This window comes from Pseudomonas sp. rhizo66 (assembly GCF_031931925.1).
Taxonomy (GTDB): Bacteria; Pseudomonadota; Gammaproteobacteria; order Pseudomonadales; family Pseudomonadaceae; genus Aquipseudomonas.
Window position 1 is genome coordinate 13,961 of the sequence record NZ_JAUJWZ010000032.1, and the last position, 19,960, is coordinate 33,920.

Below are 19,960 nucleotides of genomic sequence, written 5' to 3' on the forward strand. Positions count from 1 at the left end.
TCGACGGCGCCAGTTAAACTGCGCCTTTGCGACGCTATATGTCGCATTGCCGTAAACCCGGGAAAATCCGGGGTTTGCGCTATAAGAAGTTGTCGCTTGGCGACAAGGCCGGGCTGAAAACTGTCCTTACAATCCTCACCAAGCTCGCCAGTTTCAGGCGAGTGTTTCTCATCAGGAGACTCCGATGTCCGTTGAGCACGCTGCGGTACAACGCGCCGATTTCGACCAGGTAATGGTTCCCAACTACGCGCCTGCCGCTTTCATTCCAGTGCGTGGCGCCGGTTCCCGCGTCTGGGATCAGGCCGGCCGCGAGCTGATCGACTTCGCCGGCGGCATCGCCGTCAACGTATTGGGCCACGCGCACCCGGCGCTGGTCGGTGCACTGACCGAACAGGCGAACAAGCTGTGGCACGTGTCCAACGTGTTCACCAACGAACCAGCCCTGCGCCTGGCGCACAAGCTGATCGACGCCACGTTCGCCGAGCGCGTGTTCTTCTGCAACTCCGGCGCCGAAGCCAACGAGGCCGCGTTCAAGCTGGCCCGTCGTGTGGCATTCGACCGCTTTGGCAGCGAGAAGTACGAAATCATCGCCGCGCTGAACAGCTTCCACGGCCGTACCCTGTTCACCGTCAACGTCGGTGGCCAGTCGAAGTACTCCGACGGTTTCGGCCCGAAAATCACCGGCATCACCCACGTGCCTTACAACGACCTGGCGGCGCTGAAAGCGGCGGTTTCCGACAAGACCTGCGCGGTCGTGCTGGAGCCGATCCAGGGCGAGGGCGGCGTACTGCCGGCCGAACTGGCTTACCTGCAAGGTGCCCGTGAACTGTGCGACGCGAACAACGCGCTGCTGGTGTTCGACGAAGTGCAGACCGGCATGGGCCGCAGCGGCAAGCTGTTCGCCTACCAGCATTACGGCGTGACCCCGGACATCCTGACCAGCGCCAAGAGCCTGGGCGGCGGTTTCCCGATCGCAGCCATGCTGACCACCGAAGCGCTGGCCAAACATCTGGTCGTCGGCACTCACGGCACCACGTACGGCGGCAACCCGCTGGCGTGCGCGGTCGCTGAAGCGGTGATCGACGTGATCAACACCCCTGAAGTGCTGAACGGCGTGAACGCCAAGCACGACAAGTTCAAATCGCGTCTTGAGCAGATCGGCGAGAAGTACGGCCTGTTCACTCAGGTGCGTGGTCTCGGTCTGCTGATCGGTTGCGTGCTGAGCGATGCCTGGAAAGGCAAGGCCAAAGACATCTTCAACGCCGCTGAAAAAGAAGGCCTGATGATTCTGCAGGCTGGCCCGGACGTGATCCGTTTCGCCCCGAGCCTGGTGGTGGAAGACGCCGATATCGATGCCGGTCTGGACCGCTTCGAACGTGCTGCCGCCGCTCTGACGCAAGCCTGATAGACCCTTCGACGCCTGGAGCTTTTCAGGCGTCGAACCCAATTTTTGATGCCGGTGAGATTCATTGTGGGAGCGAGCTTGCTCGTGAAGAGGGAGTTTCAGTCGCCATCTATGCTGACTGATACACCGCTTTCGCGAGCAAGCTCGCTCCCACAGTGTCCGGTGTTTTTTTCTGTGAATTGATAAGAGAAAGGAGTGACACCATGCTGGTGATGCGCCCCGCGCAAATGGCTGATCTGGGCGAGGTACAGCGTCTGGCTGCGGACAGCCCGATTGGTGTCACTTCCTTGCCGGATGACGTGGAACGTCTGAGCGACAAGATTGCGGCGAGCGAAGCCTCGTTTGCCGCCGAAGTGAGCTTCAACGGTGAGGAAAGCTATTTCTTCGTCCTCGAAGACACCGCCACCGGCAAGCTGGTCGGCTGTTCGGCCATCGTTGCTTCGGCCGGTTACTCGGAGCCGTTCTACAGCTTCCGCAACGAGACCTTCGTCCACGCTTCCCGCGAGCTGAAGATCCACAACAAGATCCACGTGCTTTCGCAGTGCCACGACCTGACCGGCAACAGCTTGCTGACCAGTTTCTACGTGCAGCGCGAGCTGGTCGGTTCGCCGTGGTCCGAGCTCAACTCCCGTGGCCGCCTGCTGTTTGTCGCCAGTCACCCGGAACGTTTCGCCGATTCGGTGGTGACCGAGATCGTCGGTTACAGCGATGAGAACGGTGACTCGCCATTCTGGGATGCCATTGGTCGCAACTTCTTCGACCTCAACTATGCCGAAGCCGAGCGTCTGTGCGGGCTGAAAAGCCGTACGTTCCTCGCCGAGCTGATGCCGCATTACCCGATCTACGTGCCGCTGCTGCCGGATTCCGCCCAAGAGGCGATGGGCCAGGTGCACCCGCGTGCGCAGATCACTTTCGACATCCTGATGCGCGAAGGCTTCGAGACCGATCACTACATCGACATCTTCGACGGTGGCCCGACCCTGCATGCACGTGTGTCGGGGATCCGTTCGATCGCCCAGAGCCGCGTGGTGCCGGTGAAGATCGGCGAGCCGGTCAAAGGTGCCGGGCGTCAATATCTGGTGGCCAACGCGCAGTTGCAGGATTACCGCGCGGTGTTGCTGGAGCTGGATTACGCGCCGGGCAAACCGGTGACTCTGGATCTGGAAGCGGCCGAAGCCCTGGGCGTCGGTGAAGGTGCCAGCGTGCGCCTGGTGGCGGTTTAACGCCTTAGCGAGTTTCACGGGTGGCGAAGGCGGCCCGTTTGAGGAGATAGCATGATTGTTCGTCCCGTACGCAGCAGCGATTTATCCGCGCTGATCGACCTGGCCCGCAGCACCGGCACCGGCCTGACCACATTGCCGGCCAACGAAGAACGTCTGGCCCACCGGGTCGGCTGGGCCGAGAAGACCTTTCGCGGCGAAGCTGGCCGTGGCGACGCGGACTACCTGTTCGTGCTCGAAGACGACGACGGTCGTGTGGTGGGGATTTCCGCCATTGCTGGCGCCGTCGGTCTGCGTGAGCCTTGGTACAACTTCCGTGTCGGACTGACCGTCAGCGCTTCGCAAGAGCTGAACATCTATCGCGAAATCCCGACGCTGTTCCTGGCGAACGATCTGACCGGTAATTCCGAGCTGTGCTCGCTGTTCCTGCACGCCGATTACCGCAGCGGTCTCAACGGTCGCATGTTGTCGAAAGCGCGGATGCTGTTCATCGCTGAGTTCCCGGAACTGTTCGGCAACAAGATCATTGCCGAGATGCGCGGCGTGTCCGATGACGCCGGCCGTTCGCCGTTCTGGGAAAGCCTCGGTCGGCACTTCTTCAAGATGGAATTCAGCCAGGCCGATTACCTGACCGGTGTTGGCAACAAGGCGTTTATCGCGGAACTGATGCCGAAGTTTCCGCTGTACACCTGTTTCCTGTCGCCCGACGCACGCAGTGTGATCGGCCAGGTGCACCCGGACACCGAGCCGGCATTGGCGATGCTCAAGAGCGAAGGGTTCAGCTATCAGGGTTACGTCGACATCTTCGACGCAGGTCCGGCCATCGAATGCGAAACCGGCAAGATCCGCGCGGTGCGTGACAGTGAAGCGCTGGTGCTCGCCGTTGGCACACCAGGCGACGACGCCACGCCGTTCATCATCCATAACCGCAAGCGCGAAGACTGCCGCATCACCGCTGCGCCGGCGCGTCTCGCTGCCGGCACGCTGGTGGTCGATCCGCTGACCGCCAAACGTCTTCAACTCAACGCTGGCGATCAAGTGCGCGCCGTGGCGTTGTCCGCTGCACGGGAGTCGAAATAATGAATTCGCTATACATTGCAGGTGAGTGGCTGGCCGGTCAGGGCGAAGCCTTTCAATCGCTGAACCCGGTGACCCAGCAAGTGCTGTGGTCGGGGGAGGGCGCTACCACCGCTCAGGTCGAGTCCGCCGTGCAGGCTGCGCGTCAGGCATTCCCGGGTTGGGCACGTCGCACGCTGGAAGAGCGCATCAGCGTCCTCGAAGCCTTTGCTGCCGCCCTGAAAAACCACAGTGACGAACTGGCCCGCACCATCGGTGAGGAAACCGGCAAGCCGCTGTGGGAGGCCGCGACCGAAGTGACCAGTATGGTCAACAAGATCGCGATCTCGGTGCAGAGCTACCGCGAACGTACCGGCGAAAAGAGCGGCCCGTTGGGCGACGCCACTGCAGTGTTGCGCCATAAGCCGCACGGCGTGGTCGCGGTGTTCGGCCCTTACAACTTTCCCGGCCACCTGCCAAACGGCCATATCGTGCCGGCCCTGCTGGCCGGTAACAGCGTGCTGTTCAAACCCAGCGAACTGACCCCGAAAGTCGCCGAGCTGACGGTCAAGTGCTGGATCGAGGCCGGTCTGCCGGAGGGCGTGTTGAACCTGCTGCAAGGTGCGCGCGAAACCGGCATCGCGCTGGCGGCGAACCCGGGCATCGACGGTCTGTTCTTCACCGGTTCGAGCCGCACCGGCAACCATCTGCACCAGCAGTTCGCCGGGCGTCCGGACAAGATCCTCGCGCTGGAAATGGGCGGCAACAACCCGCTGGTGGTGGATCAGGTCGCGGATCTGGATGCGGCGGTTTACACGATCATTCAGTCGGCGTTCATCTCTGCCGGCCAGCGTTGCACTTGTGCTCGCCGTCTGCTGGTGCCGCAAGGCGCCTGGGGCGATAGCCTGCTCAAGCGTCTGGTGGAAGTCAGTGCGAGCATTGAAGTCGGTGCATTCGATCAGCAACCGGCGCCGTTCATGGGCTCGGTGATTTCCCTCGGCGCGGCGAAAGCGCTGATGGACGCTCAAGAACATCTGTTGGCCAACGGCGCTGTGTCGCTGCTGGCAATGACACAACCACAGGCGCAAGCCGCGCTGCTGACCCCGGGCATTGTCGATGTCACCGCGGTGGCTGAACGTCCGGATGAAGAACTGTTCGGCCCGTTGCTGCAAGTGATCCGCTACGCCGATTTCGAAGCGGCGATCGCTGAAGCCAACAACACCGCTTACGGCCTGGCCGCCGGTCTGCTGTCGGATTCCGAAGCGCGTTATCAGCAGTTCTGGCTGGAAAGCCGCGCCGGTATCGTCAACTGGAACAAACAGCTGACCGGCGCTGCGAGCAGCGCACCTTTTGGTGGTGTCGGCGCGTCGGGCAACCACCGCGCCAGCGCTTACTACGCGGCGGATTACTGCGCGTACCCGGTGGCGTCGCTGGAAACCCCAAGCCTGGTGTTGCCTGCTGCCCTGACGCCTGGCGTGAAAATGGCGTGATGCCAATCGCTGGCAAGCCAGCTCCCACAGGGATCGAGTCGTCCACACAATCTGTGAACACCGCCAAACCTGTGGGAGCTGGCTTGCCAGCGATGGCCGCGACGCGGTCGCACTGAACAGTTAGTTACTGAAGCCTATAACAACAGATTCTCGTGGAGCCTCGCTGATGAAATCCTATGAAGTCAATTTTGACGGTCTAGTGGGGCCGACCCATAACTACGGTGGTCTGTCCTACGGCAACGTTGCCTCCCAGAGCAACAGCCAGCAGTCTTCGAACCCGAAGGAAGCGGCGCTGCAGGGCCTGGCGAAGATGAAAGCGCTGATGGAAATGGGCTTTCAGCAAGGCGTGCTCGCACCGCAGGAACGTCCGGACGTGGCCGCTCTGCGCCGTCTGGGCTTCAGCGGCACCGACGCGCAAGTGATCGAACGCGCCGCCAAAGAGGCGATGCCGCTGCTGGTCGCCAGTTGCTCGGCGTCGAGCATGTGGGTAGCGAACGCCGCCACGGTCAGTCCGAGTGCCGACACCGCTGACGGTCGCGTGCATTTCACCGCCGCCAACCTTAACTGCAAGTATCACCGCAGCATCGAACACCCGACCACCAGCCGCGTGCTCGGCGCGATGTTCGCCAATCAGCAACACTTCGCCCATCACGCCGCGCTGCCGGCAGTGGCGCAATTCGGCGACGAAGGTGCGGCCAACCACACACGTTTCTGCCGCGAGTATGGCGAAGCGGGCGTCGAGTTCTTCGTGTTCGGTCGCAGTGCCTTCGACAATCGTTATCCGGCGCCGCAGAAATACCCGGCGCGCCAGACCCTCGAAGCCTCGCAAGCCGTTGCGCGTCTGCACGGTCTGCGTGACGAAGGCGTTGTTTACGCGCAGCAGAACCCGAACGTGATCGATCAGGGCGTGTTCCATAACGACGTGATCGCCGTGGGTAACGGTGAAGTGCTGTTCTATCACGAGGACGCGTTCCTCGAGACCGATCAGATGCTGGCCGAGCTGCAAGGCAAACTCGCTAAAGTCGGCGGCAACTTCCAGTCCGTGTGTGTGCCGCGTTCGGCAGTCACCGTGGATGACGCAGTGCGCTCCTACCTGTTCAACAGCCAATTGCTCTCGCGTCCTGACGGTTCGATGCTGTTGATCGTGCCGCAAGAGTGCCAGGCCAACGAACGCGTGTGGGCTTACCTGCAGAGTCTGACCAGCTCCGGCGGTCTGATTCGCGAAGTGAAAGTCTTCGATCTCAAGCAAAGCATGCAGAACGGCGGTGGTCCGGCGTGCCTGCGACTGCGCGTCGCGCTTAACGAAACCGAACTGGCGGCGGTCAACCCAGGGGTTATCATGACGCCACCGTTGTACGGTTCGTTGACCGCATGGGTTGAAAAGCACTACCGCGACCGCCTGAGCGAAACCGATCTGGCGGATCCGCAATTGCTGCTTGAATGCCGGACGGCACTGGATGAACTGACGCAAATCCTTAAACTGGGCGCGGTTTATCCATTCCAGATCAATTGATGGCCGGCGCGTCGCCTGAACGCGGCGCGCGGCTTGTCTCCCCAAGAGAGTAAAAACATGAGCGATTCCCTGCAGCTGATCCTTGAAGACACCGACGGCACGCAACTGCAAACCTCGTGCACCCGCGTCGCGGTCATGTGGCAAGGCAAAGAGCTGTGGATCCAGCAGGACGGCCGTGGCCAACTGCTGATCGGCGTGGACGTGGAAGAAGGTGACGCCGAGTACGCCAACCTGCTGCTGCGCCCATTGGCGACTAATCTGGTAAGTCTGCAACTGGAAATGGAACCGGCTGACGTCGGCGACGACGAAGGCCACGTGCACGGCCCGGATTGCAACCACGACCACTAAGGAAACTGCTCTATGCTCGCCCTCGGCAAACTGCTTGAACTGACCCTCGCCGGCCGCGAACCGGCGGAGAAGACTCAACTGACTGTCGAAGGCGTGCGTATGCGCTGGTTGAGCGAAGGTGCGCTGGAAGTCCGGCCACCACAAGCGCGTGACAATGGCCTGGACCTGCTGCTGTCGGCAGGCATCCACGGCAACGAAACAGCGCCGATCGAGTTGCTTGACCGGCTGCTGCACGACATCGCCCGCGGTGATCTGAAGCCGCGCGCACGCATTCTGTTCCTGTTCGGCAACCCCGAAGCGATTCGCAAGGGCGAGCGTTTCGTCGAGCAGGACGTCAATCGGCTGTTCAACGGCCGTCATGAACAAAGCAGTGGCTCAGAAGCGCTGCGTGCCTGTGAGCTGGAGCGTCTGGCGGCGAGTTTCTTCAGCCTGCCGGATCGCCAGCGTCTGCACTATGACCTGCACACGGCGATTCGCGGTTCGAAGATCGAGCAGTTCGCCCTGTATCCGTGGAAGGAGGGTCGTCAGCATTCGCGTCTGGAGCTGGCGCGTCTGCGCGCTGCCGGGATGGAAGCGGTGCTGTTGCAGAACAAACCGTCGATCGTCTTCAGCTCGTACACCTACGACAAGCTCGGTGCCGAGGCTTTTACGCTGGAACTGGGCAAGGCGCGGCCGTTCGGGCAGAACGACGGGGTCAATGTCTCGCTGCTGGAAACCCGTCTGCAGCAGATCATTGAAGGCAACGAGCCGGAGATGGCAGAGCAGGGGCTGGACGGTTTGCAGCTATTCAGCGTTGCCCGGGAAATCATCAAGCACAGCGATGCGTTCCGCCTGAACCTGCCGCAGGACATCGAAAACTTTTCAGAGTTGGAGATGGGGTATGTGTTGGCCGAAGATCTGGCCAATACCCGCTGGGTCATCGAGGAAGAGGGCGCGCGGATCATTTTCCCCAACCCGAAGGTCAAGAACGGCCTGCGCGCGGGCATTCTGATCGTCCCAAGCGGCGACGAAAATCTCGCCTGACGCAATTTTGGCCTGACACAAAATCCTGTAGGAGCTGCCGAAGGCTGCGATCTTTTGATCTTGTTTTTAGACGATCAAAAGATCGCAGCCTCGTTTCACTCGACAGCTCCTACAGGGGAGCGTTGTGGTCAGACGGCGAGTGCACGCGGCTCACTACGGCGCAGCGCACGAACCTTTTGCAGCGTATCGGCGCAAGTTCTGGCCGCTTCCTGACCCTTGTGCACGAAGTGCTCGAAGAAGAACTTCTGGTGCTCTTCACCGGCGTGGAAGTGATGCGGCGTCAGCGACACCGAGAACACCGGCACTTCGGTTTCCAGCTGCACCTGCATCAGGCCGCTGACCACCGACTGGGCGACGAACTCATGACGATAGATGCCACCGTCCACGACCAGGGCTGCGGCGACGATGCCGGCATAACGACCGGTCTTGGCCAGCAGCTTGGCGTGCAGGGGCATTTCAAAGGCGCCGCCGACTTCGAAAATGTCGATGTCCGATTCCTGATAACCCAAGGCAAGCATTTCGGCGACGAAGCCTTTACGGCTCTGGTCGACAATTTCCTTGTGCCAGCAGGCCTGGATGAACGCGACGCGATCGCCGTGGGGGTGTTTGCTTTTGCTGTCGATAGCGGTGGGTTGCATGTTCTGACTCCTGTTTGTGTGAAAAACAGGGCGTTATGAATCGAAAGGGATTCAAGGGTACGAGCGCACGCAAGAATGCACGCGGACGGCCCTTTGGCGTTAATCCCGTTCTCTCTTCATCCGGACTATGACCGTCGGCCCCGGAATCACACCGGGTCTGCTGACCTTGCCGCCGCGCACAACCCAAGCTGTGTTCGTCGCCAAGCGCTCGCGGGCTATGCGCATTGCGCGCAATTACCGCCGGTGGGGAATTGCACCCCGCCCTGAGAACGTTTTTGCCGCCCTTTCTCGGGCGGCGCAGCGTTTTTAACACAGATTGTGGCTCTGTGCATTGCGCCTTTCTGATGATTGCCATCGAGTTTTCTGGCGGTTCGAAACGACTTTTCCTTGTGCAAGGGTTGATTAATCCGCGCGATGACCGCAGTAATTCCACTTCGTAAAGGGATTTCCCCTGCTGACTTGAGGCCAGGTTCATGAGCGTTATCGATCTTCGCAGCGACACCGTCACCCAACCGACTCCCGCCATGCTCGACGCGATGACCGCAGCGGACACCGGTGATGATGTTTACGGCGAAGATCCGACGGTCAATCGTCTGGAAGCCGAACTGGCCAGCCGCTTGGGTTTTGCCGCCGCTTTGTTTGTGCCGACCGGCACCATGAGCAACCTGCTGGGGCTGATGGCGCATTGCGAGCGCGGTGACGAATACATCGTTGGTCAGCAGGCGCACACCTATAAATATGAAGGTGGTGGCGCAGCAGTACTCGGTTCGATCCAGCCGCAACCGCTGGAAGTGCAGGCCGACGGTTCGCTGGATCTGGATCAGGTCGCGGCAGCAATCAAACCGGACGACTTCCATTTCGCCCGTACTCGTTTGCTGGCGCTGGAAAACACCATGCAGGGCAAAGTGCTGCCGCTGGACTATCTGGCCCGCGCCCGCCGCTTCACTCAGGGCAAAGGCCTGCAGTTGCACCTTGACGGCGCGCGCCTCTACAACGCCGCGGTCAAGCTGGGCGTGGATGCCCGGGAAATCACTCAGTACTTTGATTCGGTGTCGGTGTGCCTGTCCAAAGGCCTCGGCGCGCCTGTTGGCTCGGTGTTGTGTGGCTCTGAACAACTGATCGGCAAGGCCCGCCGTCTGCGCAAAATGGTCGGTGGCGGCATGCGTCAGGCTGGCCTGCTGGCGGCGGCGGGGCTGTATGCGCTGGATCACAATGTCGAACGTCTGGCGGACGACCACGCCAACGCGCAGTTGCTGGCCGATGGTTTGCGTGAAGCAGGTTTCATCGTTGAACCCGTGCAAACCAACATGGTTTATGTGCAAATGGATGACAAAGCCGAAGCGATCAAGGCCTTTGCTGCCGAACGCGGGATCAAGTTGAGCGCCGCCGCGCGCCTGCGTATGGTCACGCACATGGACGTCAATCGCTCGCAAATCGAGCAAGTGATCGCGACATTCGTCGAGTTTTCGCGCAAGTGACAGCGTTAGCCGTCCAATTGACCGTTTCTATCGTATAAACACGCTGTACCCCGCGCGCAGGGCCGATATAATGCGGCCCTTTGCCGTCGCTTCGTCTGTTGACGTTTCGAACAGGCCTTTGGCCGCAGCCTCCGTGGAAGAACCTAATGAAAAGCGCAGAAATCCGTGAAGCCTTCCTTCGCTTCTTCGAAGAGCAAGGCCACACCCGTGTAGCCTCCAGCTCTTTGATTCCGGGCAACGACCCAACCCTGCTGTTCACTAACGCGGGGATGAACCAGTTCAAGGACTGCTTCCTGGGCCAGGAAAAACGTGCGTACACCCGTGCGACCAGCAGCCAGAAGTGCGTGCGTGCCGGTGGCAAGAACAGCGACCTGGAAAACGTCGGTTATACCGCTCGTCACCACACGTTCTTCGAAATGCTCGGTAACTTCAGCTTCGGCGACTACTTCAAGAAGGACGCGATTACCTACGCGTGGACTTTCCTGACCGGCGTTCTGCAACTGCCGAAGGAAAAACTCTGGGTCACCGTCTACGCCTCCGACGACGAAGCGTATGACATCTGGACCAAAGAAATCGGTGTGCCGGTCGAGCGCATGATCCGCATCGGCGACAACAAAGGCGCGCCATACGCCTCCGACAACTTCTGGACCATGGGCGATACCGGCCCGTGCGGCCCATGCACCGAGATTTTCTACGATCACGGCGACCACATCTGGGGCGGCCCTCCAGGTTCGCCGGAAGAAGACGGCGACCGTTACATCGAGATCTGGAACAACGTGTTCATGCAGTTCAACCGCACCGCCGATGGCGTGTTGCATCCGTTGCCAGCACCGTCGGTCGACACCGGCATGGGCCTGGAGCGGATCAGTGCGGTGATGCAGCACGTCAATTCCAACTACGACATTGACCTGTTCAAGAACCTGCTGAAGGCCTCGGCTGAAGCGATCGGTTGCGAAAACGGCGATCAGTCGTCGCTCAAGGTTGTCTCCGACCACATTCGTTCGTGCGGTTTCCTGATCGCTGACGGCGTGTTGCCGTCCAACGAGGGTCGCGGTTATGTGCTGCGCCGGATCATCCGTCGTGCTTGCCGTCACGGTAACAAGCTGGGCGCTACCGGCAGCTTCTTCTACAAGATCGTCGCGGCGCTGGTCGCCGAGATGGGCGAAGCCTTCCCGGAACTGAAGAAGCAGCAGAGCAACATCGAGCGCGTGCTCAAGGCCGAAGAAGAGCAGTTCTCCAAGACCCTGGAGCACGGCCTGAAGATCCTCGAGCAGGACCTGCTGGAACTCAAAGGCACCGTGGTGCCGGGCGACGTGGTGTTCAAACTCTACGACACCTACGGTTTCCCGATGGACCTGACCGCTGACATCGCACGTGAGCGTGGCCTGACCGTCGATGAAGTCGGTTTCGAGCGTGAGATGGAAGCCCAGCGTGTTCGCGCACGTTCGGCCAGTTCGTTCGGTCTGGACTACAACACCCTGGTCAAGGTTGATGTGGCCACCGAGTTCACCGGTTACAAAGACACCAGCGGTTCGGCAAAAATTGTCGCTATCTATAAAGATGGTCAGTCGGTCGACGTCTTGAATGAAGGCGAAGAGGCGGTGATCGTTCTGAATCAGACACCGTTCTACGCTGAATCCGGCGGCCAGATCGGCGACTGCGGTTTCCTGCAGGCAGGCAACGCACGTTTCGACGTACGTGACACCACCAAGACCGGCGGCGCATTCCTGCACCACGGTGTGCTGGACTCGGGCAGCCTGACCATCGGCGCACCAGTGGAAACCCACGTCGACGCCGAAGTGCGTCACGCGACTTCGTTGAACCACTCGGCCACCCACTTGCTGCACGCTGCTTTGCGTCAGGTGCTGGGCGAGCACGTTCAGCAGAAAGGTTCGTTGGTGGATAGTCAGCGTCTGCGTTTCGATTTCAGCCACTTTGAAGCGATCAAACCGGAACAGATCAAAGCGCTGGAAGACATCGTCAACGCCGAGATCCGCAAAAACTCCGCGGTTGAAACCGAAGAAACCGACATCGAAACCGCGAAGAACAAAGGGGCGATGGCGCTGTTCGGCGAGAAGTACGGCGACAGCGTGCGCGTGCTGAGCATGGGCGGTGATTTCTCCGTCGAGCTGTGTGGCGGTATCCACGCCAACCGCACCGGTGACATCGGCCTGCTGAAAATCATCAGCGAAGGCGGTGTGGCATCGGGCGTACGTCGTATCGAGGCAGTCACCGGTGCTGCGGCACTGGCCTACTTGAACGCGGCAGAAGAACAACTCAAGGAAGCGGCCAGCCTGGTCAAGGGTAGCCGCGACAATCTGATCGACAAGCTGTCGGCTGTGCTGGAGCGCAACCGCCAACTGGAGAAGCAGTTGGAGCAGTTGCAGGCCAAGGCCGCCAGTGCCGCGGGCGACGATCTGTCGAACTCGGCAGTGGACGTCAAGGATGTGAAGGTTCTGGCCGCACGTCTGGATGGTCAGGACGGCAAGGCGCTGCTGGCGCTGGTCGATCAGCTGAAAAACAAACTCGGCCGCGCAGTGATCCTGCTCGGCAGTGTCCATGAGGAAAAGGTCGTACTGGTTGCCGGTGTAACCAAGGACCTGACTGGCCAACTCAAAGCCGGTGATTTGATGAAGCAGGCTGCTGCGGCAGTGGGCGGGAAGGGCGGTGGTCGTCCGGACATGGCGCAGGGCGGCGGTGTTGACGCCGGCGCACTGGATAACGCACTGGCACTGACCGTTCCATTCGTCGAGCAGGGTTTATAAGGCAGTCCGTCCGGCCCGCAGTCTAGTGGCGGGCCGGGCGGCTGTTCGAGTGATTATTGGGCGCCCTTCATGGGCAGAGGCGGCTTTGAAATGGCTTTGATCGTACAGAAATTTGGAGGCACCTCGGTCGGTACTGTCGAGAGAATCGAGCAGGTCGCCGACAAGGTTAAGAAATTCCGCGATGCCGGCGATGACCTGGTGGTTGTGCTGTCTGCAATGAGCGGCGAAACCAACCGTCTGATCGATCTGGCCAAGCAAATCAGTGGCGACACGCAACCGGTTCCGCGTGAGCTGGACGTGATCGTTTCCACTGGTGAGCAGGTGACGATTGCCCTGTTGGCCATGGCGTTGATCAAGCGCGGCGTGCCAGCGGTGTCGTACACCGGTAATCAGGTGCGGATCCTGACGGACAGTGCGCACAATAAAGCGCGTATCTTGCAGATTGATGACCAGAAGATTCGTGGTGATTTGAAAGCCGGCCGCGTTGTTGTTGTCGCCGGTTTCCAGGGCGTCGACGAGCACGGCAACATTACCACCCTCGGTCGTGGCGGTTCCGACACTACCGGCGTGGCGCTGGCTGCCGCGTTGAAGGCTGACGAGTGCCAGATCTACACCGACGTTGATGGTGTCTACACCACCGACCCGCGTGTTGTGCCGGTCGCTCAGCGTCTGGACAAGATTACCTTTGAAGAGATGCTGGAAATGGCCAGCCTCGGTTCCAAGGTGCTGCAGATCCGTGCGGTGGAATTCGCCGGCAAGTACAACGTTCCGCTGCGCGTACTGCACAGCTTCAAGGAGGGTCCGGGCACCCTCATTACTATTGATGAAGAGGAAACCATGGAACAGCCGATCATTTCCGGCATCGCTTTCAACCGCGATGAAGCCAAGCTGACCATCCGTGGCGTGCCAGACACCCCGGGCGTGGCATTCAAGATTCTCGGCCCGATCAGTGCCGCGAACATCGAAGTCGACATGATTGTGCAGAACGTTGCGCACGATAACACCACCGACTTCACTTTCACCGTGCACCGCAACGACTATCAGTCCGCGCAGACCGTACTGGAAAACACCGCTCGCGAGATCGGTGCTCGTGAAGTGGTTGGCGACACCAAGATTGCCAAAGTCTCGATCGTCGGCGTCGGCATGCGTTCTCACGCAGGTGTGGCCAGCCGCATGTTCGAATCCCTGGCAAAAGAAAGCATCAACATCCAGATGATCTCGACCTCGGAAATCAAGGTTTCCGTGGTGATTGAAGAGAAGTACCTGGAACTGGCTGTGCGCGCCCTGCACACGGCTTTCGAACTGGATGCTCCGGCCCGTCAGGGCGAGTAATTCCGTTTCTTGAAGGGCGCGGTCTGACCGCGCCCTTTATTTTTTGAATGGCGCGAGTCCTGAACTGTTCTTTTGCTCGCGCTGGTCAATACTCAGGCATGTAGGGCTACGATCGCTCCGGTTGTAGGTCGGGTGCCTTTTTTTTGCAGACTGTTGTCCCTGAAGTGAATTGCGTGAGGAGAAAGGTATGCTGATTCTGACTCGTCGGTGCGCAGAAAGCCTGATTATCGGTGATGGCGAAATCACCGTGACCGTGCTCGGCGTTAAAGGAAACCAAGTGCGTATCGGCGTCAACGCCCCGAAAGAGGTTGCCGTGCACCGTGAGGAAATTTACCTGCGTATAAAGAAAGAGAAGGACGAAGAACCAAGCCATTAATTTTTATCGTTTTTTATGTTTGCAAACGGGGAAAAGGTTGGTTAAGATACGCCCCGTGTTGCGGAGAGCTGGCCGAGTGGCCGAAGGCGCTCCCCTGCTAAGGGAGTACACCTCAAAAGGGTGTCGGGGGTTCGAATCCCCCGTTCTCCGCCATTATTTGCTTAGTACGTTGTAATCTGGCTTTTTCTGTAAGTTGTTGAAATTAATAGAAAAAGTGGTTGGAATAGAGATTAGACGGGCTATAATGCGGCGCAACAAATGCACTCGTAGCTCAGCTGGATAGAGTACTCGGCTACGAACCGAGCGGTCACAGGTTCGAATCCTGTCGAGTGCACCATTTAAGAGTCAATTGCAGCAATGTAAATGACTTGGCTTCAACCAGGTGTGATCTGGTCTAACAAACACAAATGCACTCGTAGCTCAGCTGGATAGAGTACTCGGCTACGAACCGAGCGGTCACAGGTTCGAATCCTGTCGAGTGCACCATTTAAGAGTTAGTTGCAGCAATGTGAATAACTTGGTTTCAGCCAGTTGTGGTCTGGTCTAAAAACACAAATGCACTCGTAGCTCAGCTGGATAGAGTACTCGGCTACGAACCGAGCGGTCACAGGTTCGAATCCTGTCGAGTGCACCATATACCAAAAAGCCCGCGTCTAACGCGGGCTTTTTGCTGTCCGGGATTTGGCTTTTGCCTTCACACATCCTCGCTCATCAAAATCAATCTGAGCCGAACGTCCTCGCTTGAGGTCGTATCGATAGCTCGTCGCCGATGTTCGGATATTTACCTTGTCTGGCTTGCCCAACGCGCTCTCGACATCTTGCTGGCTCATGCCGGCAATGACGCGGCGATTGATGATCGCTTCGCGCCGTTGCCTGGCATCGATCAGGTTTCCGCATCTGTCTTCAGCGTGACCGACAATCCCTGGTGCTCGAGTTTTGGTAGTCATGCCGGATATTTGCTCATGGTTGTGTTCCGGCATCAGCGCCGCGACGGATCCGGGGGAGTAGGGGTGAACTTCCTGTTCTGAGCGCCGCTCGCCGTGCGCGCAACTCATCGAGGTGAAGGTGATGCTGCCATCATCGGCTTCGCAGCGATGCAGCGTGAGGGCGGCTCCGCTAGGCGGCAGACAGAGCAGGCTGGCGAGTGCAAGGTGAGAGGTTTTCAAGGGCATTCGACGTCCTCCATGACGATCTATGCTCAAGGGTAGTCGCTACATTTTTCGACGCCGGTGTGTTTTCTTTTCAGAATGAGTCGTCGCATAGCAAGGATCAGGACGGTGCTCAGGATTGTTTCGCAAGCGCTTGTTTCGACCGCGATTTTTTAACGTTTTAAACCGTCAGGCGGTGTATCATTGCGCCCGTCAGCCCCGCCGGGGCTTATGGAAAAATTCCATGGACTTACCCAGTAGTTACTCAGTACCCCGTTTCACCAATCATGAATTGACTGATTGATTCTTCCGGCGTGCCCCGCTGCTGGGAGTGGAGTTCGCCTATGTCTGAAATCGAAGTAAAGAAAACGCAAGAAAGCCTGCAGGATCGCCTGGCTCAGGTCGTTGAGCTGCTGCAGCGTCAGCGGGTCGTTGAAGACCTGACTCATCGCCAGGAAGGCGCGCATCACGATCGCGTCGAAAACCTGGTTCACCGGCAAAATCTCGTCGAGCTGCAACGCAAGCTTGATGATCTGCACTCCGCCGACGTTGCCTACATCCTTGAAGCCTTGCCGCTGGACGACCGTCTGACGCTTTGGCAATTGGTCAAGGCTGATCGCGACGGCGACATTCTCCTTGAAGTATCCGATTCCGTTCGTGAAACGCTGATCGCCGACATGGACGATCACGAGCTCCTGGCTGCCGCCAAGGACATGGACGCTGACGAACTTGCTGACCTGGCTTCCGAGCTGCCGCGAGACGTCGTCCATGAGCTGATGGAGAGCCTGGATAACCAGCAGCGTGAGCGCGTGCGTTCGGCCTTGTCTTACGACGAAGAGCAGGTCGGTGCACTGATGGACTTCGAGATGGTGACCATCCGTGAGGACGTCAGTCTCGAAGTGGTTCTGCGTTACCTGCGCCGGCTTAAAGAGCTGCCGGGCCATACCGATAAGCTGTTCGTGGTCGATTACGATGGTGTGCTCAAGGGCGTGCTGCCGATCAAGCGTTTGCTGGTCAACGATCCGGAAAAACAGGTTTCTGAAGTCATGGCCAGCGATCCGGTGAGTTTTCACCCGGACGAAGATGCCTATGACGCTGCTCAAGCGTTCGAGCGTTATGACTTGATCTCGGCTCCGGTGGTCGACAAGAACGGCAAGTTGATCGGTCGTCTGACCATTGACGAAATGGTCGACCTGATTCGTGAAGAAAGCGAGAGCGAAGTTCTCAACATGGCCGGTCTGCGTGAAGAGGAAGATATCTTCGCTTCGGTCTGGAAGTCTCTACGCAACCGTTGGGCGTGGCTGGCGATCAACTTGATCACTGCGTTTGTTGCGTCGCGAGTGATCGGTCTGTTCGAGGGCTCGATCGAGAAGCTGGTAGCACTTGCAGCACTTATGCCGATCGTGGCGGGTATTGGCGGTAATTCCGGTAACCAGACGATCACCATGATCGTTCGTGCCATGGCGCTCGACCAGGTCAGCACCGGTAATACTTCGCGGCTAATGCGTAAAGAGTTGGCGGTAGGCTTGATCAATGGCTTGGTCTGGGGTGGTGTAATCGGCGTGGTTGCTTACCTTCTTTACGGAAGTTGGTCGTTGGGTGTGGTGATGACCGCGGCAATGACGCTCAATCTGTTGCTGGCTGCATTGATGGGGGTGTTGATCCCTATGACCTTGGCGAAGATGGGGCGAGATCCAGCGATGGGGGCTAGCGTGATGATCACTGCGATGACCGACAGCGGTGGTTTCTTCATCTTCCTCGGGTTGGCGACAATATTCCTGCTCTGATCAGCTACAGCGAAACAGCCCGCCTATCTGGCGGGCTTTTTTGTGCTTGGGAAAACTCAAAATCCGCGCAAAAAAAAGCCAGCAATTATGCTGGCTTGAGATGTTCGTTATGGCTCAGGACGCGTCTGCTGCCATTTCGGCGTCATGGGCAATCAAGGACACCAAGGCGTTCTGCTGGCGGTGAGACAGCTGGCGGAAACGTTGCAACAGCTCGCGCTCGTGCAACGACAGCTCCGGGCTGTCCAGGCGCATGCTCAGCTCTTCGCCCAGTGCACCTTCCTGAATAAGACTCTGCTCAAGGCGCGCAATGATCTCGGAGTTCATGCTGCGATGATGATTGCGAGCCACCTCGGCAATGCGTTCACGCATTCCGTCTGGCAGACGTACGACGAACTTGTCAGCCGTACGGCTGGAATAAATTGCCTGTTTCAATGGGCGCATATATTTAACCGGTTAGTTCAGGGGAGCGGTTCTCGGGATTGGCCGCAGGATGTGTGGTAGGACAAGCATCCGCGCCAAATGGTTCAACCTGAATTGTTAAGAGGCACGCATCATGCCTCAAAATTGCCAGATCATTGGCGTCAATTCTGTGACAAATGTTGAGCTGGGTAAAGGCGTAATGCCAGCACCAATTATCAGAAATGCGGACTGGTTTGAAATCTTCGCTTCTGTCCGCAACCTTGTCCGCTTCCTGCTGCATATCAATTGATGTCCGTACGCATCAGAACATGCATGCTATGCGGGTTCTGCATCCTTGTTCCTTACCTGTACAGGATAGTGGCAAATTGCCGATTTACTAGTGGCAGACACCCGTTGGAGGGCGTTTTCAGGATGGATGGCAAGCTAATTTATTTAATGGGACCGTCCGGTTCAGGCAAGGACAGTCTGATAGAGGCTGCGCGCGGGCCATTACAAGCACTGAACTGTGAAATCATGCGTCGGATCATCACGCGATCGGCTGAATCGTTAGGGGAAGATGCCATTGGCGTGACGCCGGAGGAGTTCGAGCGCCGCGAGCAAGTCGGCGACTTCTCACTGGCTTGGCGTGCCAATGGTCTTGCCTACGGAATTCCGGTGGAAATGAACCAATTGCTGAGGGCTGGACGGCATGTATTGGTCAATGGCTCACGGGCCAATCTGCGTCATGCAATGGAGTGCTATCCAAGGCTGTTACCGGTTTTGCTGACAGTTCGGGATGGGGTGTTGCGAGAACGTTTGCTCAAGCGCGGTCGAGAAACGCCTGAGCAAATTGACGCGAGACTGGCTCGCAATGCGTTTTTCAAAGACAGGAGATCAAGTGATGGGCCAGTACACCTTATCGACAACTCAGGTGATCTGACGGAAGCTGTTAATGCTCTCTTGTGTCTGATCAGGCTCAGCGTAAAACCGGATCAAATTTGATCTTTCGTCCTGCGGCCAGTGCCAGCACAAATAGCACGCCAAAAACGGTGCAGCTAATCAGGGGCGGGGTGATTTCAGCTTCCTCGAACAGCGATAAATGCACGACGCCACTCAATAGGGCGAGGATCAGAAATCCCGCAGCTGACTTGGACATGTTGTACTCCTGAAGATGTTTCAAAAAACCAGATGTTCGGAGGTCAGTGCTGGTTGCACCTGCTCCGAGTTACTGACAGCGTGTCGTGTAGAGGTGTCCTGATCGCTCAGCACCGCCAGTTGGGGCGCTTTTTGTACCTGCAAGTAATGCGGTATGCGCTGCGCCAAAGGCTGCGGCGAGTCGCTTTCGGCCATAAAGTGGAAGCCCACCAAAACCGCCAAAGCAATTGCGTTTGCAAGCAAAAGGGTGCTGTTCATGGGCGTAGCTCCGAATCTTCTATAGAACAGACACAGCAGCCGTCGTGCCAACAGTCTAGCCTCTGTTATGTCCTTTAAAAACAAGCAGTTGAGTGGATTTTTGGGATTGTTCAGGTTGCAATCTGCAATGATGACCTTTCAAGGGGAGTGCAAAATGCACGGTAATTCTTCCCGCATCATTGCTGGGCGCTTGCCTACACTTAAAAAGCCCAACGGACGACATGACAAATCGGGGTTCGGTGGTTAACATGCACGCCGTCCGTCATGCAGCGTCTGCTGCGACCAGCGTTTGTCTCAGTAGCTCAATTGGATAGAGCATCCCCCTCCTAAGGGGAAGGTTGGCAGTTCGAACCTGCCCTGGGACACCATCTATTGTTCTAACCTTTTCTTTAATACTCGTCTCCCCTCAACGAACGCTCCGTTCCTTTGTTGGGCTGCCTGTTTGTGTGGCTGCTTTACTCGCGCCAAATTCTGTGTGGCGCACTGTCCCGCTGTCCGGTTGATTTCGAATCGGGGGCGTGAGGCTTGCTTCTATATATAGGTAGGGGGGGCAGGGATGGTATTTGGAT

At 58.3% G+C, this 19,960-nt stretch carries 18 protein-coding genes, 5 tRNA genes and 1 riboswitch; of the genes, 18 read left to right on the top strand and 5 right to left on the bottom strand.

All coding sequences use genetic code 11. The features are described from left to right. Positions 1-184: 184 nt before the first annotated feature. From QZR14_RS26980 to astE, 7 genes are all read left to right on the top strand, one after another. Positions 185-1,405: an aspartate aminotransferase family protein gene (locus QZR14_RS26980; RefSeq protein ID WP_311998211.1), complete on the top strand. Its 1,221-nt coding sequence runs from the start codon at positions 185-187 to the stop codon at positions 1,403-1,405. Between the two features lie 203 nt (positions 1,406-1,608). Beyond that, complete coding sequence (gene aruF / locus QZR14_RS26985) at positions 1,609-2,628, top strand: arginine/ornithine succinyltransferase subunit alpha (RefSeq protein WP_007951057.1); 1,020 nt, start codon at positions 1,609-1,611, stop codon at positions 2,626-2,628. 51 nt (positions 2,629-2,679) lie between these two features. Then, a complete protein-coding gene (astA, locus tag QZR14_RS26990) occupies positions 2,680-3,705 on the top strand; it encodes an arginine N-succinyltransferase (protein WP_311998212.1) in 1,026 nt (341 codons plus the stop codon). After that, on the top strand, positions 3,702-5,171 hold the full coding sequence (gene astD, locus QZR14_RS26995) for a succinylglutamate-semialdehyde dehydrogenase (protein WP_250608040.1): 1,470 nt from the start codon (positions 3,702-3,704) through the stop codon (positions 5,169-5,171). Before astA ends, astD begins: the two co-directional genes overlap by 4 nt. 166 nt (positions 5,172-5,337) lie before the next feature. After that, positions 5,338-6,684 carry an N-succinylarginine dihydrolase gene (gene astB / locus QZR14_RS27000; RefSeq protein ID WP_311998213.1) on the top strand — a complete coding sequence of 449 codons (1,347 nt, stop codon included), beginning with the start codon at positions 5,338-5,340 and terminating at the stop codon, positions 6,682-6,684. Positions 6,685-6,741: 57 nt separating this feature from the next. Then, on the top strand, positions 6,742-7,032 hold the full coding sequence (locus tag QZR14_RS27005) for a topoisomerase II (protein WP_250608022.1): 291 nt from the start codon (positions 6,742-6,744) through the stop codon (positions 7,030-7,032). A 12-nt stretch (positions 7,033-7,044) separates the two neighbouring features. Then, positions 7,045-8,055 carry a succinylglutamate desuccinylase gene (gene astE, locus QZR14_RS27010; RefSeq protein ID WP_250608024.1) on the top strand — a complete coding sequence of 337 codons (1,011 nt, stop codon included), beginning with the start codon at positions 7,045-7,047 and terminating at the stop codon, positions 8,053-8,055. A gap of 128 nt (positions 8,056-8,183) precedes the next feature. Here astE and QZR14_RS27015 read toward each other — a convergent pair whose 3' ends face one another. Next, complete coding sequence (locus tag QZR14_RS27015; RefSeq protein WP_250608026.1) at positions 8,184-8,693, bottom strand: 6,7-dimethyl-8-ribityllumazine synthase; 510 nt, start codon at positions 8,691-8,693, stop codon at positions 8,184-8,186. A gap of 103 nt (positions 8,694-8,796) precedes the next feature. Then, positions 8,797-8,968: riboswitch (FMN riboswitch) on the bottom strand. Between the two features lie 198 nt (positions 8,969-9,166). Between QZR14_RS27015 and ltaE the strand changes: the two genes are divergently transcribed. From ltaE to QZR14_RS27055, 8 genes are all read left to right on the top strand, one after another. Beyond that, a complete protein-coding gene (gene ltaE, locus QZR14_RS27020; protein WP_311998214.1) occupies positions 9,167-10,171 on the top strand; it encodes a low-specificity L-threonine aldolase in 1,005 nt (334 codons plus the stop codon). A 146-nt stretch (positions 10,172-10,317) separates the two neighbouring features. Continuing rightward, the gene (gene alaS / locus QZR14_RS27025; RefSeq protein WP_311998215.1) at positions 10,318-12,936 is read left to right on the top strand and encodes an alanine--tRNA ligase; all 2,619 of its coding nucleotides are present in this window, start codon (positions 10,318-10,320) and stop codon (positions 12,934-12,936) included. 90 nt (positions 12,937-13,026) lie between these two features. After that, positions 13,027-14,268 carry an aspartate kinase gene (locus QZR14_RS27030; RefSeq protein ID WP_250608029.1) on the top strand — a complete coding sequence of 414 codons (1,242 nt, stop codon included), beginning with the start codon at positions 13,027-13,029 and terminating at the stop codon, positions 14,266-14,268. Positions 14,269-14,455: 187 nt separating this feature from the next. Further along, on the top strand, positions 14,456-14,644 hold the full coding sequence (gene csrA / locus QZR14_RS27035; protein WP_002554426.1) for a carbon storage regulator CsrA: 189 nt from the start codon (positions 14,456-14,458) through the stop codon (positions 14,642-14,644). A gap of 62 nt (positions 14,645-14,706) precedes the next feature. Further along, positions 14,707-14,797: transfer RNA gene (locus QZR14_RS27040), tRNA-Ser, on the top strand. Between the two features lie 107 nt (positions 14,798-14,904). Beyond that, positions 14,905-14,981 (top strand) — tRNA-Arg (locus QZR14_RS27045). A gap of 72 nt (positions 14,982-15,053) precedes the next feature. Further along, positions 15,054-15,130: transfer RNA gene (locus QZR14_RS27050), tRNA-Arg, on the top strand. Positions 15,131-15,201: 71 nt separating this feature from the next. Then, positions 15,202-15,278: transfer RNA gene (locus QZR14_RS27055), tRNA-Arg, on the top strand. Between the two features lie 19 nt (positions 15,279-15,297). On the opposite strand, the gene QZR14_RS27060 is transcribed toward QZR14_RS27055, so the two are convergent. Continuing rightward, complete coding sequence (locus QZR14_RS27060) at positions 15,298-15,816, bottom strand: cell envelope protein SmpA (RefSeq protein ID WP_311998216.1); 519 nt, start codon at positions 15,814-15,816, stop codon at positions 15,298-15,300. Positions 15,817-16,136: 320 nt separating this feature from the next. Between QZR14_RS27060 and mgtE the strand changes: the two genes are divergently transcribed. Beyond that, positions 16,137-17,579: a magnesium transporter gene (mgtE, locus tag QZR14_RS27065; protein WP_250608031.1), complete on the top strand. Its 1,443-nt coding sequence runs from the start codon at positions 16,137-16,139 to the stop codon at positions 17,577-17,579. Positions 17,580-17,693: 114 nt separating this feature from the next. On the opposite strand, the gene QZR14_RS27070 is transcribed toward mgtE, so the two are convergent. Beyond that, entirely contained in the window at positions 17,694-18,020 is a 327-nt protein-coding gene (locus tag QZR14_RS27070) for an Arc family DNA-binding protein (RefSeq protein WP_003178899.1), read from the bottom strand. Between the two features lie 390 nt (positions 18,021-18,410). Between QZR14_RS27070 and phnN the strand changes: the two genes are divergently transcribed. Then, a complete protein-coding gene (gene phnN / locus QZR14_RS27075) occupies positions 18,411-18,980 on the top strand; it encodes a phosphonate metabolism protein/1,5-bisphosphokinase (PRPP-forming) PhnN (protein ID WP_250608032.1) in 570 nt (189 codons plus the stop codon). Here the strand turns inward: phnN and QZR14_RS27080 are convergent. After that, positions 18,955-19,134 (bottom strand): PA3371 family protein, encoded by a 180-nt coding sequence (locus QZR14_RS27080; protein WP_311998217.1) that lies wholly within the window; start codon positions 19,132-19,134, stop codon positions 18,955-18,957. The two genes, phnN and QZR14_RS27080, sit on opposite strands and share 26 nt — an antisense overlap. 20 nt (positions 19,135-19,154) lie before the next feature. Continuing rightward, the gene (locus tag QZR14_RS27085) at positions 19,155-19,391 is read right to left on the bottom strand and encodes a hypothetical protein (protein ID WP_250608036.1); all 237 of its coding nucleotides are present in this window, start codon (positions 19,389-19,391) and stop codon (positions 19,155-19,157) included. A 291-nt stretch (positions 19,392-19,682) separates the two neighbouring features. Between QZR14_RS27085 and QZR14_RS27090 the strand changes: the two genes are divergently transcribed. After that, positions 19,683-19,759: transfer RNA gene (locus QZR14_RS27090), tRNA-Arg, on the top strand. The last annotated feature ends 201 nt before the right edge of the window (positions 19,760-19,960 follow it).